This window comes from Psychrobacter sp. NPDC064578, assembly GCF_044901245.1.
Lineage (GTDB): Bacteria > Pseudomonadota > Gammaproteobacteria > Pseudomonadales > Moraxellaceae > Psychrobacter > Psychrobacter cibarius_C.
The window spans coordinates 213,301-230,515 of sequence record NZ_JBJDPI010000002.1 but is presented as its reverse complement, the minus strand read 5'-3'; the positions used below and the strand labels follow the sequence as shown (position 1 = coordinate 230,515).

At 44.0% G+C, this 17,215-nt stretch carries 14 protein-coding genes; 12 read left to right on the top strand and 2 right to left on the bottom strand.

All coding sequences use genetic code 11. The annotated features are described in order from the left end of the window. Positions 1 to 136: 136 nt before the first annotated feature. The 11 genes from pyrH to ACI2JM_RS02820 all read left to right on the top strand — a co-directional run bounded on the left by pyrH (position 137) and on the right by ACI2JM_RS02820 (position 13,572). Entirely contained in the window at positions 137 to 862 is a 726-nt protein-coding gene (pyrH, locus tag ACI2JM_RS02870; RefSeq protein WP_045444979.1) for a UMP kinase, read from the top strand. 172 nt (positions 863 to 1,034) lie between these two features. After that, positions 1,035 to 1,589 carry a ribosome recycling factor gene (gene frr / locus ACI2JM_RS02865; protein ID WP_045451790.1) on the top strand — a complete coding sequence of 185 codons (555 nt, stop codon included), beginning with the start codon at positions 1,035 to 1,037 and terminating at the stop codon, positions 1,587 to 1,589. A gap of 313 nt (positions 1,590 to 1,902) precedes the next feature. Further along, positions 1,903 to 2,661 carry a polyprenyl diphosphate synthase gene (uppS, locus tag ACI2JM_RS02860; protein WP_060490684.1) on the top strand — a complete coding sequence of 253 codons (759 nt, stop codon included), beginning with the start codon at positions 1,903 to 1,905 and terminating at the stop codon, positions 2,659 to 2,661. A gap of 201 nt (positions 2,662 to 2,862) precedes the next feature. Next, a complete protein-coding gene (locus tag ACI2JM_RS02855) occupies positions 2,863 to 3,672 on the top strand; it encodes a phosphatidate cytidylyltransferase (RefSeq protein ID WP_045451791.1) in 810 nt (269 codons plus the stop codon). A gap of 153 nt (positions 3,673 to 3,825) precedes the next feature. After that, positions 3,826 to 5,034: a 1-deoxy-D-xylulose-5-phosphate reductoisomerase gene (gene ispC / locus ACI2JM_RS02850; RefSeq protein ID WP_404641948.1), complete on the top strand. Its 1,209-nt coding sequence runs from the start codon at positions 3,826 to 3,828 to the stop codon at positions 5,032 to 5,034. Positions 5,035 to 5,119: 85 nt separating this feature from the next. Then, a complete protein-coding gene (gene rseP / locus ACI2JM_RS02845; RefSeq protein WP_404641946.1) occupies positions 5,120 to 6,496 on the top strand; it encodes an RIP metalloprotease RseP in 1,377 nt (458 codons plus the stop codon). A 262-nt stretch (positions 6,497 to 6,758) separates the two neighbouring features. Further along, entirely contained in the window at positions 6,759 to 9,182 is a 2,424-nt protein-coding gene (gene bamA / locus ACI2JM_RS02840; RefSeq protein WP_404641944.1) for an outer membrane protein assembly factor BamA, read from the top strand. 146 nt (positions 9,183 to 9,328) lie between these two features. Further along, complete coding sequence (gene lpxD, locus ACI2JM_RS02835) at positions 9,329 to 10,345, top strand: UDP-3-O-(3-hydroxymyristoyl)glucosamine N-acyltransferase (RefSeq protein WP_404641942.1); 1,017 nt, start codon at positions 9,329 to 9,331, stop codon at positions 10,343 to 10,345. A gap of 72 nt (positions 10,346 to 10,417) precedes the next feature. Then, complete coding sequence (gene fabZ / locus ACI2JM_RS02830) at positions 10,418 to 10,927, top strand: 3-hydroxyacyl-ACP dehydratase FabZ (protein ID WP_045444990.1); 510 nt, start codon at positions 10,418 to 10,420, stop codon at positions 10,925 to 10,927. Positions 10,928 to 11,129: 202 nt separating this feature from the next. After that, entirely contained in the window at positions 11,130 to 11,909 is a 780-nt protein-coding gene (lpxA, locus tag ACI2JM_RS02825) for an acyl-ACP--UDP-N-acetylglucosamine O-acyltransferase (RefSeq protein WP_060490688.1), read from the top strand. A 310-nt stretch (positions 11,910 to 12,219) separates the two neighbouring features. Next, positions 12,220 to 13,572, top strand: a complete 1,353-nt coding sequence (locus tag ACI2JM_RS02820) for a sodium-dependent transporter (protein WP_201559871.1) — start codon at positions 12,220 to 12,222, stop codon at positions 13,570 to 13,572. A gap of 96 nt (positions 13,573 to 13,668) precedes the next feature. Here ACI2JM_RS02820 and tgt read toward each other — a convergent pair whose 3' ends face one another. Further along, positions 13,669 to 14,820, bottom strand: a complete 1,152-nt coding sequence (gene tgt, locus ACI2JM_RS02815; protein WP_193009500.1) for a tRNA guanosine(34) transglycosylase Tgt — start codon at positions 14,818 to 14,820, stop codon at positions 13,669 to 13,671. Positions 14,821 to 15,055: 235 nt separating this feature from the next. On the opposite strand from tgt, the gene ACI2JM_RS02810 reads away from it, so the two are divergent. Further along, complete coding sequence (locus ACI2JM_RS02810; protein ID WP_238034406.1) at positions 15,056 to 15,706, top strand: heme-binding protein; 651 nt, start codon at positions 15,056 to 15,058, stop codon at positions 15,704 to 15,706. Between the two features lie 164 nt (positions 15,707 to 15,870). On the opposite strand, the gene asd is transcribed toward ACI2JM_RS02810, so the two are convergent. Continuing rightward, positions 15,871 to 17,004 carry an aspartate-semialdehyde dehydrogenase gene (asd, locus tag ACI2JM_RS02805; RefSeq protein ID WP_404641938.1) on the bottom strand — a complete coding sequence of 378 codons (1,134 nt, stop codon included), beginning with the start codon at positions 17,002 to 17,004 and terminating at the stop codon, positions 15,871 to 15,873. Positions 17,005 to 17,215: the final 211 nt, after the last annotated feature.

The window sequence follows — 17,215 nt, the reverse complement described above, 5'->3', positions numbered from 1 at the left end:
TTTACACGTTTGTCATCAGTTGCGGTGCTTCCTATATAGTACCTCGGTGATGACACTTCGAGTAAATTCGAAGGCAAACTCTATTTGTGTTTTACCGCTCATTTTAATTATAATTTAATGCTAACAAGGTGACCTCATGTCTGACAAAAACCCGCGTTACTCTCGTATCTTGCTGAAACTCTCTGGTGAAGCCTTAGCTGGTGGCAAAGAGATGGGAATTGATAGCGAAGTGCTCGATAAGATGAGCTTGTCTATCGCCCATTTGCGTGGTCTTGGTGTTCAAGTCGGTATCGTGGTCGGCGGCGGTAACTTATATCGCGGCGCGCAGTTGCAACAAGAAGGCTTAGTCGGCCGTGTGACTGGTGATCAAATGGGTATGTTAGCAACCGTTATGAACGGTCTGGCGATGCGTGATGCGCTTGAGCGCCGCAATATTAAAACCCGCTTGATGTCAGCCTTGCCAATCGGTGAAGTGACCGAAAGCTATAGCAGCCGTAATGCCATTCGCTATCTCAAAAATGGTGAAGTATGTATCTTTGTTGCTGGTACGGGCAACCCTTTCTTTACCACTGATACTGCTGCTTGCTTACGTGGTATTGAAATTGAAGCGGGCTTAATTCTAAAAGCCACCAAAGTAGATGGCGTTTATGACAAAGACCCAAGCTTACATGACGATGCAGTTAAATATGATGGTTTAACTTTTGATGAAGTATTAGAGCAAAAACTTGGCGTAATGGATTTAACTGCCATTGCATTATGCCGTGAGCACAACGTGCCGCTACAAGTGTTTGATATGACCAAGCCTAATGCGTTATTAAACGTCATCATGGGCGAAAATGAAGGCACACGCGTTTATCACTGATTTGCCTGAATACTCTAAACGCTCTGAACGCTCTAAATATTAATACGAGAATACCAGTTATTAAACTTAGATTGGTCGTTAATAACTACCAGTCGCTAATAATTAATAGTGAACACCCGTATATTTACTAACAAATGAATGATTTATCGATAGCGATAAATAAGGATATCTAATGATCAAAGAGATTAAGCAAGACGGCGAAGCGCGTATGCAAAAAACACTGGAAGCGCTTGAGAGCACTTTTAGCAAAGTCCGTACAGGGCGCGCACATCCAGGTATGTTGTCAGGCGTGATGGTTAGCTACTACGGGTCGCCTACACCTTTGAATCAAGTAGCGAGTGTCAACGTTGAAGACTCACGTACGCTCATGGTTCAGCCGTTTGACCGTACCATGGTACAAGCAATTGACAAGGCGATTCGCGAAGCAGATTTGGGTCTCAACCCAGTGACCGCCGATGTGATTCGTGTGCCAATGCCTGCATTGACAGAAGAGACACGCCGCGACATGCAAAAGCTTGCGCGTGGAGAAGCAGAAAGTAGCCGTGTTTCTATCCGTAATATTCGCCGTGACATGATGAATGACATCAAAGAATTGGCCAAAGAGAAAGAGATCTCAGAAGACGACGAGCGCCGTGCCAGTGATGACATTCAAAAAATCACTGACAAGTATATCGAAACCATCGATAAACGTTTGAGCAAAAAAGAAACTGACTTGATGGACGTGTAAAGCACTGGTTTTTCGATCGTGTAAGACAAAAATCCGTTATGTCATATCCTTATAATAAGCAGCCAATCTGTCAGTACTATTGGCTGCTTATTATTGTGTAGACGGGACCGATAATAGCGTCAATGTTATATCAATCGGATACGGCAATAGGCTTTCTCAGATTTGTAAACTGTATTTTATAAGCGCTATCTTGCAAACTAAATCACGCCCATAGATGGGTTTATGATAAGTTTGTGAATTATGGTTATGACGCTTTCTAATCGTTATCGCAGCCGTTATTATTATTTTACCTCAACAATAAGCACTTTCGCCTATGTCCACTTCAGCCGTTTTGGCTCCTGATCTTCTTCCACGCCATATCGCTATCATCATGGATGGCAACAATCGTTATGGTAAAGCCAATGATTTGGGCAAAGGCCAAGGGCATGTGGCTGGCAAAGATGCACTCGATCCTATCGTCGAGTATTGCGTTAATACGGGTATCGAAGTATTAACGGTATTTGCATTTTCTAGTGAGAATTGGCAACGCCCGCCCAGTGAGGTGGCACTACTCATGCAACTGTTAGCCTCGACCATTCATGAGCAAATACCACGCATGAATGAGTATCGTATTCGTCTACGTTTTATTGGTGACCGCAGTCAGCTGAGTGATGATTTGCAAGCATTAATGGCGGACGCTGAAGCGAAAACAGCAGACTTTAAAGCCATGACTCTAGTCATCGCTATCAGTTATGGTGGGCAATGGGATATTGCCCATGCGGCAAAACAGCTGGCGCAGCAAGTAGAGGCTGGTCAGTTACGTGCTGATGATATTAATAAAGAATTGCTCGGTAACTATGTGCAATTAGCAGATGCACCAGCAGTAGATATGCTGATACGCACAGGCGGTGAATACCGAATTTCTAACTTTTTATTGTGGCAGTCAGCCTATGCCGAGCTATTCTTTACCCAGACATTATGGCCAAATTTTGCAGCCGATGAGCTGGCAGCAATGGTAAAAGAGTTTGCTCAGCGGCAGCGCCGTTTTGGCAAAACCAGTGAGCAGATAGTGATAGAGCAAGCAAGTCGTTAATGGTGTTAAGCATTTGCCTGTTATTTTGTAAAGGAAAAAGCTCTTACAAAGCCGCTATCGTATAAGTAGTTAATATTGCTTGTTTGTGAAATAATAAACCGCGTCAATAAGCGTCAACTGCTATTAGTGGGCTATTGTAGATTAGCTGCTATAATGCACGTTTTGACCATGCGTTTTTCATTATTATAAGGCTCAATAAGTATGTGGCAACGAATTAAGACGGCAGTTGTTCTCGTTATTATCGTTGGTATTGCAATGTTTGCGAGCCAAACCCCTATTTTATTTGCACCGCTGTTAGCGATAGGCGTCATTATTGCCGCTCACGAATGGACTAAGCTGATGCCTAAGTGGCGTCATCCTGCGCTGTTTGTGCTATTGGTTTTGGTGTTGACCCTAGTATCACTCATGTTTAAAGTGACATGGTTATTTTGGTGGGTGGCTTCACTGGCTATATGGCTAATGGCGTTGTCTTGGGTGCGAGTGTTCCCGACTCATACCAATTGGTATGGCAAAAAACTGGCATTGATGGGTGCGGTGATATTGACCGCATCGATTACGGCGATGTTTTATTTGTGGCAACTGTCAGCATGGTGGTTGCTCTATGTGTTCCTTTTGGTCTGGTGCGCAGATAGTGGCGCTTATTTTGTGGGGCGTAAGCTTGGTCGCCGCAAAATGGCACCGAACGTCTCACCCAATAAAAGTATGGAAGGGTTGGCTGGTGGCTTGGTCACTGGTCTGCTCGTGGTCATTGCCATCAGTGTATTTAAGTTGCAATTGACGGGTGTGCCGTTAGTTGCATTTGTAGCATTGTCAGCCTTGACTATTTTAGCCTCGGTACTTGGTGATTTATTTGAGTCGATGCTTAAGCGCCGCGCTGATGTCAAAGATTCAGGAACGATTTTACCGGGGCATGGCGGCGTGCTTGACCGTATCGACTCACTGCTATCTGCTACACCGATATTTGCGCTTGGTTTTTGGGCGATACAGCAGTTAGGGTTGATAGTGGTTTAGGACTGAAAAAATAATTCATAGACGATGATACGCCCTAATTATAGTGGTTAAGATGAGTGACTAGTCAATACATTGGATATCGTCCATCTCTTATTTATCAGATGTTTTATCGATTTCTTATTTAATTTTTTAGAGTATCATTTACAGGCACCGATGGTTATGACGCAACGCATCGCCGTACTAGGCGCGACAGGTTCGATTGGCGATAGCACGTTAGCAATATTAGCGGCGCAACCACAGCTTTACACGGTCTACGCTCTGTCAGGCTATCACCGTTTAGACAAACTGTTTGCACTTTGCCAGCAGTTTTTGCCAAAGCGCGTTAGCGTACCGACCGCCGCAGTCGATGATTTTGCCCAGCGACTCCGTGCGGCAGGTCTTGACATCGATGTGGTAGGCGGCGAAGCAGGGCTGGTTGATATTGCCACTGATTCGCAGACGGATACCGTTGTCGCTGCGATCGTAGGCGCAGCTGGTCTGCCTTCTACTTTAGCCGCTGCTCGTGCAGGTAAGCGTATTTTACTAGCCAATAAAGAAGCGCTGGTGATGGCAGGGCAAGTGATGATTAATGCGGTCAAAATGCATAACGCTACTTTGTTACCGCTTGACTCTGAGCACAATGCTATTTTTCAGTGTTTACCACTGGCTATTCAGCAGGACAATACTCAAATTCATCAGCCAAACCACGGCATGCGTAAGCTATGGTTAACGGCCTCTGGTGGACCGTTTTTGCAAAAATCGTTTGCGCAGATGCAGCAAGCGAGCGTCGCTGAAGCGGTCAAACATCCAAATTGGTCAATGGGTCAAAAGATATCTGTCGACTCATCCACGATGATGAATAAAGGGCTTGAGCTGATTGAAGCCTGCCATTTGTTTGATTTGTCTGAAGATAAAATAAATGTGGTGATTCACCCACAAAGTATCATTCACTCAATGGTAGAATATAGCGATGGTAGCTTTTTGGCGCAGCTCGGCAGCCCCGATATGAAAACGCCCATTGCCCATGCGCTCAGTTATCCTGATCGTATTGAGAGTGGCTCACAGCCGTTAGACTTATTTGCACTTAGTGGTTTGGAGTTTATTGAGCCTGACTTGCAAAAATTTGCGTGTTTGCGTTTGGCAAGACAGGCGATGCAAGCGGGCACACAAGCGACGATTGTTTTAAATGCGGCCAACGAAATTGCCGTGGCGGCGTTTTTGGCTGGGAAAATTCGCCTGACCGACATTGCTGATATCAACGAGCAGGCTTTGAATGATATACAGCTACCACCGTTAAACGAAACGGCTGACATAGAAGATATACTCGCAATTGATAAAATAGCACGTCACCTGACGGACAAACTTGTGGCAAAGTTGGTGTGAATGTCTCAACAACTGCGTCGTTAAGAAACGATGTTAATAAAAGATGCAAAGAAAGAATGCTGAGAAACCATACTGAGAAAAGAACATGACATTTTTATTAACGCTCCTTGCGGCAATATTTGTCTTAGGTCCGCTTATTGCCTTACATGAGTGGGGACACTATATCGTCGCTCGTCTTTGCGGCGTTAAAGTCTTGACCTATTCTATTGGGTTTGGTCCCAAACTCTTTGGTTGGACCAGCAAAAAAAGCGGTATTGATTATCGTATTTCCGCTTTGCCACTTGGTGGTTATGTCAAAATGCTCGATGAGCGCGAAGGTGAGGTAGCAAAAGCTGAGCAACATTTGGCGTTTAATCGTCAGCATCCGCTAAAAAAGATTGCGATTGTTGCCGCCGGTCCTATCATGAACTTTATCATTGCTATTGCGCTGTTTTGGGTGTTGTTTATGACACCATCAGAGCAGCTGGCGACGAAGATTGGGCAGGTATTACCCGAGACGCCTGCTGCTATGGCACAGTTGCCAGTTGGTGATAAAATCGTTGCGATTGATGGGCATGAGGTACAAACGTGGGAAGGCATCAACTATCGGCTTGCCGGACGGATGGGCGAGACGGACAATGTCAGTATTACTCTGCAATCAGAGACACAAGCTGATAATGCGATCAAAACTTATCAAGCGCCCGTAACTCAGTTTATGCAAGGCAGCGCACAAGGTAAAGATGCGTTGACCAGCTTTGGCATGCTGCCATGGCAACCAGATATTGCACCGATAGTAGGTGATTTGACCGCTGATGGTGCCGCCAGTCGCCAAGGACTAAAAGTAGGCGATCGTATTGTTGCTATCAATGATCAACCAATTAAAGATTGGCTCAGTGCCACTCGTATCATCCGCGACAGTCCTGAAACTTTGCTGAATTTCACAGTATTGCGTGATGGTAAACCCGTACAGCTTCAGATTATGCCGCAAGGCAAAAAAGACAATTTGGGTAACGATTATGGGCAAATTGGTGCTATGGTGGCACAGTCCGAAATTGTTATTCCTGACGCTTACAAGACCACTGTAGTCTATGGCCCTGGTGAGTCATTGGTGAAATCATTTGAGAAAACTGAACAGCTTGCAGTGATGACCGTCAGCTCAATGGGAAAAATGCTATCAGGCATGATTGGTTTGGATAATTTGTCAGGTCCGATTACCATCGCTAAAGTGGCCAAACAGAGTTTTGATATCAGTTGGCAGATGGTTTTATCGACGGCGGCTTTGATTAGTTTGAGTCTTGCTGTACTCAATCTTTTACCCATTCCTGTATTGGATGGCGGTCATATTGTGTATTATCTTATTGAATTGATTCGTGGTAAGCCACTCTCAGAAGGGGTGCAAATGATTGGACTAAATATCGGTTTACTCTTGCTGGCAGGTTTCATGGTGTTAGCAATTGGTAATGATATTAGTCGGCTGTTTTGACCAGTGAATCGCTAATATGATCGATAAGGCACGAGATACTAATGGTTTTAGGCCTATTATGGGATGATTATTACCATGATAGGTAGCATGCTCTGTATCATGGCCTCTGTACTAAACGTAATTTTTAGTTTATTTTGTGATGCATTTTATATAAAGTGTTCTGAGTCTGCTGCGTATGCGCTTAAATTTTATGCGAGATGCGCTAGACAATATGGGCTTTTTAACTTAACTTAAGCAAGTTTTTTATTGACGGATAGTGTTTATGCGTACGCCTTTATTTATGAGCGCGGCAGGGTTGCCGTTAGTTGTAGCGATGATGAGTATGCCAGTACAGGCTGCAGAATTTGTAGTCACTGACATCGGTTTCAATGGTTTGCAACGTTTAACCCCCGATAGCCTCTATCCGGTTCTACCTATTTCGGTAGGGGATACGGTAAATGACAGTAGTTTAGCAGCCAGTATTAAGGCGCTTTATGCGACCGAAAATTTTGCTGATATTCAAAGCCGTATCGAAGGTGGACAGCTACGGTTTGATGTCGTTGAGCGCCCAACGATTGCTGAAGTCAATTTTGAGGGCAATAAGCTCATTCCAAAAGAAGGGCTAGAGCAAGGGCTAGACAATGCTGGTCTGTCTGCGGGCAATGTGCTGAAACAAGCCACGCTACAAGGCGTCGCCAATGAGTTGCAGCAGCAATATATCAGCCAAGGCTATTACAACAGCAATATCGAGGTTGATCAAACGTTACTTGATGGCAATCGCGTCAAGCTCGACGTGCGTTTTGTCGAAGGCAAACCTGCCAAAGTGGTCGATATTAATATCATTGGCAATAAACACTTTAGTGATGAAGAAATCAAAGACGTTTTTGCGGTAAAAGAGTCATCGTGGACACGTCTGCTGTCAAAGTCTGATCGTTATGCCAAAGAAAAGCTGGCTGCCAGTTTAGAGAATTTAAAAGCGCTTTACCAAAATGATGGTTATGTACGTTTTGCAGTAGATAATGCGGTGCTCAATATCAGTGAAGATAAGAGCAGCGTGTTTATCGAAGTGAGTCTAAGCGAAGGCGAACAATATCAGTTTGGCGAAGTGAATTTCTTAGGTAAGCCGACTTTTGAGAACAATGAACTAACAGAGTTGGTGACTTTTGCACCCAATGAAAAATACTCGCAAGCCAAGCTCGATGAAACCACCGCGGCACTTAAGAGTCGTTACGGTAATGAAGGCTATTATTTGGCGCAGGTGAGACCAGTACCACGTATCAATGACGAGACCAAAGTAGTGGATATCGATTATTTCATCGACCCTGCACGTCCTATTTACGTTCGTCGTATTAACTTTACTGGTAACATCAAAACTCAAGACGAAGTACTGCGCCGTGAAATGCGTCAATTAGAAGGCGCATTGGCAACTAGTGACAAAATCCAGTTGTCACGGACACGTCTGATGCGTACAGGCTTCTTTAAAGCTGTCAACGTTGATGTGAAACCAGTACCGAACCAACCAGACCAAGTAGACATCAATTATACGGTTGAAGAGCAGCCTTCTGGTAGCTCAACGATTGCCGCGGGTTACTCGCAAAGCGGCGGTGTGACTTTCCAGTTAGATCTAACACAAAACAACTTTATGGGTACAGGTAACCGTGTGAAAGCGGCACTATCACGCTCAGAAACCCGTGATTCTTATAGCTTGGGTTATACCGATCCGTACTTTACCGAAAACGGCGTCTCACAAGGTCTTAGTGCCTATTATCGTGAAACGAAATACGATGATAGAAACGTCAGTAACTATGTCACCGATTCTTATGGTGCTACGCTGAACTATAGTTATCCTGTTGATGAAACCAAACGCGTTAGTGCCGGTTTGAATGTTGATAACACTTCAGTACGTGGTGGTCGCTTCTTAGGTATATCAAACGTTCAGCAAATTATTGATGATGGCGGTACGTTTGAGAACTTTGTCAATGATGAAAATGAGGCTTCTGGACGCACAGGCTTTAAAAATGATTACAATACTTATAACCTACTATTCGGCTGGGACTATAGCACCTTAGATCGTCCAGTATTCCCGACCAAAGGTATGAGCCATACGGTCGATGCCACCATTGGCTTGGGTGATACCAACTATCAAAAACTTGTTTATAGCGGCAACATCTATTATCCCTTCTACAAAGACTGGGTAGCACGCGGTTATACTAAGCTTGGCTATGGTAATGATTTGCCATTTTATGAAAACTTTTATGCTGGTGGCTATGGCTCTGTACGTGGTTATGAGGCCTCAACCCTTGGGCCAAAATCACAAACGTATTATGATGCCATAAATGATGATGTGCGTTACAAAGACGAAGACATAGGTGGTAATGCGCTAGTCAGCTTCGGTAGCGAGCTAATTTTGCCAATGCCGTTTAAGGGCGATTGGGCAGATCAAGTGCGTCCAGTATTGTTTGCTGAAGGCGGTCAAGTATTTGATACGACTGATAAGGAAGATCGCACTTTTATCAATCCTAATGACGGTACTGATACGGGCGTACCACTGTTGACGCAAGACAATAGTATGCGTTTTAGTGCGGGTGCAGGTATAACCTGGTATACGCCAATTGGTCCAATTTCATTAAGTTATGCTGTACCTATTGGTGATAAAGAAGGCGATGAAACTGAAAAAGTTCAGTTCCAGATTGGTAATACGTTCTAACGTAGCATGATTGTTTGCGTTCATGTCGTTAACCATAGCAGTTACTTAAATGAACGCAGCATCTGTTAGATATTAGTAGATCGCCAAGGTGATTGTTCAGCTTGGCGATTGTCTTATTCATAATAATATTGATATTAATAGTCACTATGATAACGATTGAGCAACTTATCACTCGGATTGAGCAGCGTCAGCCCATCACCAATAAGGCTGAAATCAGCGCTGAACAGTTACGTCAAAAATTCAGCAGTATTGGTAGTTTGACCACGGCTGGTCATAATCAGTTAAGCTTTTTGGCCGATCCTCATTATATTTCTAGTCTGGCTATCAGCGAGGCAGGGGCTGTATTGGTTACTGCAGAATATCGCGATCAAGTGCCCGCCACAGCGATAGCGTTAGTCGTCGCAAGCCCATACTTAGCTTATGCTGGTGCTAGCCAGTTGTTTGCTCGTAAGTCACTGTCTGGTGGTATTCATCCTAGCGCTGTGATTGCTGATAGTGCTGTCATTGGTGAGCAGGTGAATATCGGACCTTTTTGTGTGATTGCCGATTATGTGCAAATTGGTGCGCGTAGCTCACTTGCGGCGCATGTGGTGATCGAAGAAAATACGACTATTGGTACTGATGGCGTTATTAAATCACAAGTGGTGATCGGGCATGATTGTGTTATTGGTGATCATGTGAGGTTACATGCGGGTGTCAGTGTGGGTGCAGAAGGTTTTGGTTTTGCACCAACCAAAGATCCTAGTACCAGTGGTTGGGAGCGTATTGCTCAGTTAGGACGGGTCGTAATTGGCAACCATGTGCGAATTGGTAGTCAAACTTGCATTGACCGAGGTGCCATTGATGATACGGTCATTGGCAATCACGTTATTATTGATAATTTGGTACAAGTTGCTCATAACGTGCGTATCGGTGATGGCACAGCCATCGCGGCTCAAACGGGTATCGCAGGCAGCACTAGTATCGGCAAGCGCTGTATTATTGGCGGTGCGGTCGGTATCACAGGTCATATCGAGATTACAGATGATGTCACTTTATCTGGGATGACCATGGTAACCAAATCTATCAAAACCGCTGGTTCATACTCCTCTGGAACGGCTGCTATGCCGACCGCTAACTGGCGACGGGCAGCTGTACGCTTCCGTCAGCTTGGGCGTGATTAGCGAAAATATCAATGCATATATACAAACACAGTAAAATCATAGCGATTTGAAACCTAGCAAGGAAGCACCATTATGAGCAGCACCGATATCGATATTTTGAATGATAAAGAAATGAAAAGCTTAGCTGAGCAAGGTCTTACGCTGCCATTAACTTATCATACGTTAAAGCATTATTTGCCACACCGTTATCCTTTTCTTTTAGTAGATAAGATTATTGATTGCACACCTGGTGAGTGCATTACAGGTATTAAGAATGTGACTATCAATGAAGAGTTTTTCAATGGTCATTTTCCTGATGAGCCGATTATGCCAGGGGTACTCATGGTTGAGTGCATGGCTCAGGTCTCAGGCGTGCTCGGATTTATCAGTGCCGGTCTGACCGCAGAAGATGGTTATTTATATCTGTTTGCAGGTGTTGATAAAGTCCGTTTTAAACGTCGAGTGATTCCTGGTGATCAGTTGACTATTCGTGCTAAAACAGTGATGCAGAAGCGCGGTATTTATAAATTTGACTGTACTGTACATGTTGACGATGAGTTAGCTGCCAGTGCGCAAATAATGATTGCTCGCCAAGAACAGTAACGTTTACTAATAGCCATTGTGCCTCGTAGCCGACCTAATTCTTTAAACAAAGCATCTAAAAAATTAGGTCAAAGCGGGTCATAAGCATTATAATTGACACTCGCATTTAACAGCAGAGCCATGCTTAGGTTTTTTCATAAAACTAAATTGGCTGTATTTGTTTTACCATTTACTCGCATCAGATCATACAAAGGCCCACATTATGAGTCAGATCCATCCAACAGCACTCATCTCACCGTCCGCCCAAATTGATGAGACTGCTATCATTGGTCCGTATTGTATCGTCGGTGATGAGGTCACTATTGGCGCTCACACGGTTCTGCATCGCCATGTAGTTGTTACCAAATTGACTCGTATTGGTCAACACAATGAGTTTTATCAATTTGCGAGCATTGGCGAAGATCCTCAGGATTTGAAGTATGCTGGTGAGCGTACTTGGCTTGAGATTGGCGATCATAATACCATTCGAGAAGCCTGTAGTTTACACCGTGGTACCGCACAAGATAGTGAGCTCACTAAAATAGGCAGCCATAATCTACTAATGGTGAACACTCACGTGGCTCATGATTGTGTAATTGGCGATCATAATGTATTGGCCAACAATGTTGGCGTTGCAGGGCATGTGACTATTGGTAATCACACGATCATTGGCGGTAATTCAGGTATTCATCAGTTTTGTACGGTCGATGACTATAGCTTGATTGGGGGCGCAAGTCTGATTCTAAAAGATGTAGCAGCCTTTACCATGGTATCTGGTAATCCAGCAACGACTCATGGTCTCAATGTGGAAGGCATGCGTCGTAAAGGATGGTCAAAAGAGACAATTGAGGTATTGCGTCAAGCTTATCGTATGATTTTTAGATCCGGTCTGACGACCGTGCAAGCGCTTGAGGTTTTGAATAATGAGCTGCTACCAAAAGAGCCGAAAATCCAGTTGCTCATTGATTCACTACAAAAAAGCCGTCGTGGTGTGGTGCGCTAGAACGGCGATTGGGTTTTGCTGAAAATCATATATAGTATGCCTTTTTTAATTAGCCAAACTCTTGTCAGTTATAGATAAAATTACCAGAAGCCATAACCAATTGTTATGGCTTTTTATGTTTATGAGCGCTTGACTTTTTTGGTGGCTTAGCAGAAACTGAGCCTTTACGATATTGTAAACAATTCTTTCTTAATGTTGCTGGACGCCTCACATTGAGGTGTTTATTGAATAGCTTGATATTTTTCATGGCTATTTATGATAATCAAGGAAGATTATCAGTGATGTTAATTGAAGCACGAGGACGGAAAAAATGGCTATTAATAAACAAGAACATGCACAGTGGAGCTCAAGTTTTGGCTTCGTATTGGCAGCAGTTGGTTCAGCAGTTGGTTTGGGAAACATATGGAAGTTTCCTTATATGGTCGGTGAAAGCGGTGGTTCAGCTTTCGTTATCGCTTATTTATTCTGTATCGCGCTGGTAGGTTTTCCGATTCTAGTCGCTGAATGGCTGATTGGTCGCCGTGGGCAAAAGAACCCAGTCAACACTTTTGCGGATGTTGCAGCAAGTGAAGGTAAATCGCGCAGTTGGGGCATCATCGGTGCGTCAGGTATTTTAGGTGGTTTCTTAATTCTATCGTTTTATAGTGTGATTGGCGGCTGGGCACTCAACTATATTACTAAAGCAGGTACAGGCAGTTTTATTGGTCAAGACAGTGATTCTATTGCTGCGACCTTTGATGCTATGTTGGCTTCAGCAGGTACGTTGACGATTTGGCATACCGTGTTTATGGCTATTACTGCTTTGATTGTCGGTATTGGTGTGACCAAAGGTATCGAAACCACAGCTAAAGTCTTAATGCCACTACTCGGCGTGATTTTGTTCGTCATCGTTGGTTACAACGTAATAAACGGTGGTTTTGGCGAAGCAGTGGCTTATCTATTCACACCAGATCTTAGCAAGTTGACTGGCGATGTGATGCTTGCAGCATTGGGTCATGCCTTCTTCACCCTATCTATTGGTATGGGTATTATGATTGCTTATGGCTCATATTTGGGTCGTGAAGTGAACTTACTAAAAACCGCCCGTACCGTTGTGATTTTAGATACGGTTATTGCTTTGGCTGCTGGTCTAGCAATCTTCCCAATCATCTTTAGCAATGGTCTAGACCCTGCTTCAGGTCCTGGTCTTATCTTTGTCAGCTTACCGATCGCTTTTGGTAGCATGGGCGCAGGGACTATCATTGGTACATTGTTCTTCTTACTTATTACTTTTGCTGCTATTACCTCATCAATCTCATTGCTTGAGCCAACCGTTGAGTTTTTAGAAGAACGTACACCGATGAGTCGTACGGTATCAACCATCGTTGCCAGTACAGTGATTTGGCTATTAGGCGTTGCGGCATTACTATCATTTAACCTATGGTCTGACTTCACTATCATGGGGAACGGTATCTTTGATGCATTGGATAAAATTACCAGTAAATTCCTTCTCCCGCTAACTGGTCTTGCTGCAATTATTTTCGTTGGTTGGCAAATGGATCAACGCAGTATTCAACAAGAGCTTGGTCTGTCTAATAGTGCATGGCAATTATGGCAAATCGTTGCTAAGTTTGTAGCACCGATTGCCGTGATCGTGGTATTTGTAACCTCGTTAATGGGCTAGTACTGATTAACTAGAAATAATAAAAGCAACACACTAAAAAGGGCTTAAGATAATTCTTAAGCCCTTTTTATAGCTATGACAATGGCAAAAGTATGATTAGCGTAGATTTAACTCAGGTACTGTTTGTCCACGTTTGTTATAAAATTCGCTGACAAACTCATCAAATTTGTCTTGTTCAATGGCATCACGGATACCTTGCATTAAACGCTGATAATAGCGTAAGTTATGGATAGTCGCTAATTGAGCGCCCAGCATCTCTTTACACTTATTAAGATGGTAGAGATAAGCACGGCTAAAATTTTGGCAAGTATAGCAGTCGCACTCAGGATCTAGTGGACCTTCGTCATTGCGATACTGGCTGTTACGGATACGTACCACACCAGCATTGTCTGCATCGCCTGTGACGAAGTAGTGACCATTACGCGCGTTACGCGTCGGCATCACACAGTCGAACATATCGACACCGCGGCGTACGCCTTCAACTAAATCCTCAGGCTTACCAACGCCCATCAGATAGCGTGGCTTATCTGCTGGCATATCATCAGGGAGGTAGTCTAGGACATCTATCATTTCATCTTTTGGTTCACCAACCGACAGACCACCGATGGCATAACCATCAAAGCCGATATCGAGCAGGCCTTCAAGTGATTGCTGACGCAAATCAGGATACATACTGCCTTGAATAATGCCAAATAATGCGTTGGTGCTGCCCAGTCTGTTGTGCTCATCTACGCAGCGCTGTCCCCAACGTAATGACAGCTCTAATGACTTTTTAGCTTCGTCATGAGTCGCAGGATAGGGCGTACACTCATCAAATTGCATGACGATGTCTGAGTTCAAGCTGTACTGAATCTGCATCGATTTTTCTGGCGACAGAAAAACTTTCGCACCATCGATAGGAGATTTAAAGTCGACCCCTTCTTCGGTGATTTTACGCATGGCACCCAGACTGAATACCTGAAAGCCACCTGAATCGGTCAAGATAGGCTTATCCCAATGCATGAACTTATGCAAACCGCCGAATTTATCAATCACTTCAGTACCTGGACGTAACCATAAATGAAAGGTATTGCCCAAAATGATATCAGCACCGATGGCTTCAATATCACGTGGCAGCATGCCCTTGACCGTACCATAAGTGCCAACAGGCATAAACGCTGGCGTTTGTACGTCGCCATGATTGAGATGAACCGTACCACGGCGCGCACGCGTGTCACCGCTGGCCGTTTTATGTAAAACAAATTGCATATGATAACCGCTATGTGAGCTATGAAAATGGTGCTAATTATAGCATTGTTAGCATTTTTTTGGACATGGATGTTTATGAGGTATTGATATATCTGACAAATGTGTCTTTTGGTTAATAGTATTGTGTCATAACCAAAAGACACAGACAGTACTTATGAGTAGTTGGTAAAGTAGAAATCATAATGGCGAGACAGTAACCATTGCTAAGCGATGTTTTAACTGCTGGAGATATCCTATGAAAAAGGCAACCTACTTATTATTAAGTGGTTCATTATTAACCTCAGGAGCAGCTATGGCGACCGAAGAGCCGAATTATACAGTGTTGTCGCAAATGGATGACTTTGAGCTGCGTCGTTACGATAAGCAGCTAGTAGCGCAAACGTTGGTAAGTGGTGACCAAGACTCCGCCAGTCGCGAAGGGTTTAAAGTGTTAGCCGACTATATATTTGGCAATAATACAGCGCCAGCTGGCGGCAGTAGTAAAATTAGCATGACTGCGCCCGTTACAATGCAGCCCAATAACAAAAAGAGTGATAGCGAATCACAAAAAATTGCGATGACAGCACCAGTAAGCATGCAGCAAGACGACGGTAAATGGCGTGTACAATTTACTATGCCCAGTCAATATACGATGCAAACACTACCAAAGCCCAATAATCCAAACATCACGATTACCGAGGTGCTAGCACAGACGTACGGTGTGATTAAGTTTTCAGGGTTGGCAGGCAGTAAAAAAGTAGCGACTAAAACGGAAGAGCTACAATCTTGGATGCAAACCCAAAATTTGACTATAACGGGCGAGCCTGAACTGGCACGTTATAATCCGCCTTGGACGCTGCCTTTTTTGCGCCGTAATGAAGTGATGATTGCTTACAAGCCAAAGTAATACTAGGCTCAAAGTATAAGATGAGCGTTGTCACATTTGCTGAGCTTATTATAAGTAGTGTTTGCATCTGTTTGCAGTGCTATTCAAATTTTTGGAAATGATATGCTCATAAAAAAAGACAGCATTTGCTGTCTTTTTTGTACTGACTTTTTAAGAAAATAAGCTTAGTCTTTTTGCTCACGGATGATATTAAGCATACGACGTAGCGGCTCGGCTGCGCCCCATAATAGTTGATCACCAACGGTAAATGCGCCTAGATACTCAGGGCCCATATTGAGCTTACGCAAGCGACCTAGTGCAACTGTCAATGTACCAGTCACGGCTACTGGCGTTAAGCGGTTCATAGTCGCTTCTTTGTCGTCTTCGACCAAGTCCAACCATTCATTGCCGCTGTTTTTAAGTGCTGCTTCGATTTCTTCTAGCGGAATGTCTTTTTTGAGCTTGATGGTAAGGCCTTGCGCATGACAGCGCATCGCGCCAACGCGGACACACATACCGTCGATAGCAATCTTATCAGCTTCAGAATTACCAAGGATTTTGTTGGTTTCAACACCACCTTTCCATTCTTCTTTTGACTGCTTGTTCTCTAGTTGAACATCAATATATGGAATCAAGCTACCAGCTAGTGGTACACCAAAGTACTGGGTAGGGAAGTCGTTCGAGCGTTGGGTTTGCGCGATTTTTTTATCAATTTCAAGAATAGCGCTAGCAGGATCAGCCAATTCATCTTTGACCGCATCATGCAATACACCCATACCACTGATTAGCTCGCGCATGTTGTTAGCACCAGAACCACTAGCGGCCTGATAAGTCATGGCGCTGACCCATTCTACCCAGCCTTTATTAAACAGCTCGCCAATCGCCATGAGCATCAATGACACGGTACAGTTACCACCGATAAAGTCTTTTTTGCCATTGGCTAGGGCGCTGTCAATAACGGCGCGATTGACTGGATCGAGAATGATGATGCTCTCATCTTCCATTCGCAAGGTGCTTGCCGCATCAATCCAGTAGCCATTCCAGCCACTATCACGTAGCGGTTGATGGACTTGCGAAGTATAGTCGCCGCCTTGGCAGGTAATGATGACATCACAAGCTGCTAGCGCGTCAATATCATGAGCATCTTTTAATTGGCCGGTATGAATACCATCAAGGCTTGGGGCATCACCACCTGCGTTGCTGGTTGAGAAAAACACGGGTGTAATACCGTCAAAGTCTTTTTCCTCAGTCATACGTTGTATTAATACTGAACCGACCATGCCGCGCCAGCCTACCAAGCCTACTGTTAAATTACTCATGAAACTCAATCCTTTTTACCATAAATTATTGCATTGCCAGCCGATAACAATGCCGTGAATAGCCATAAAAAGCAAGGCGTTTTGGCCGTTTTTAGTGGTTTTTCATACACTATTAATGATGTTCAGTATAACTTTAAGTTATTAACCTAATGGGGTGATAGCGGCGACACCTCACTCGCCATAAGTAGATAGCCCTAGAAATAAGTTCGTC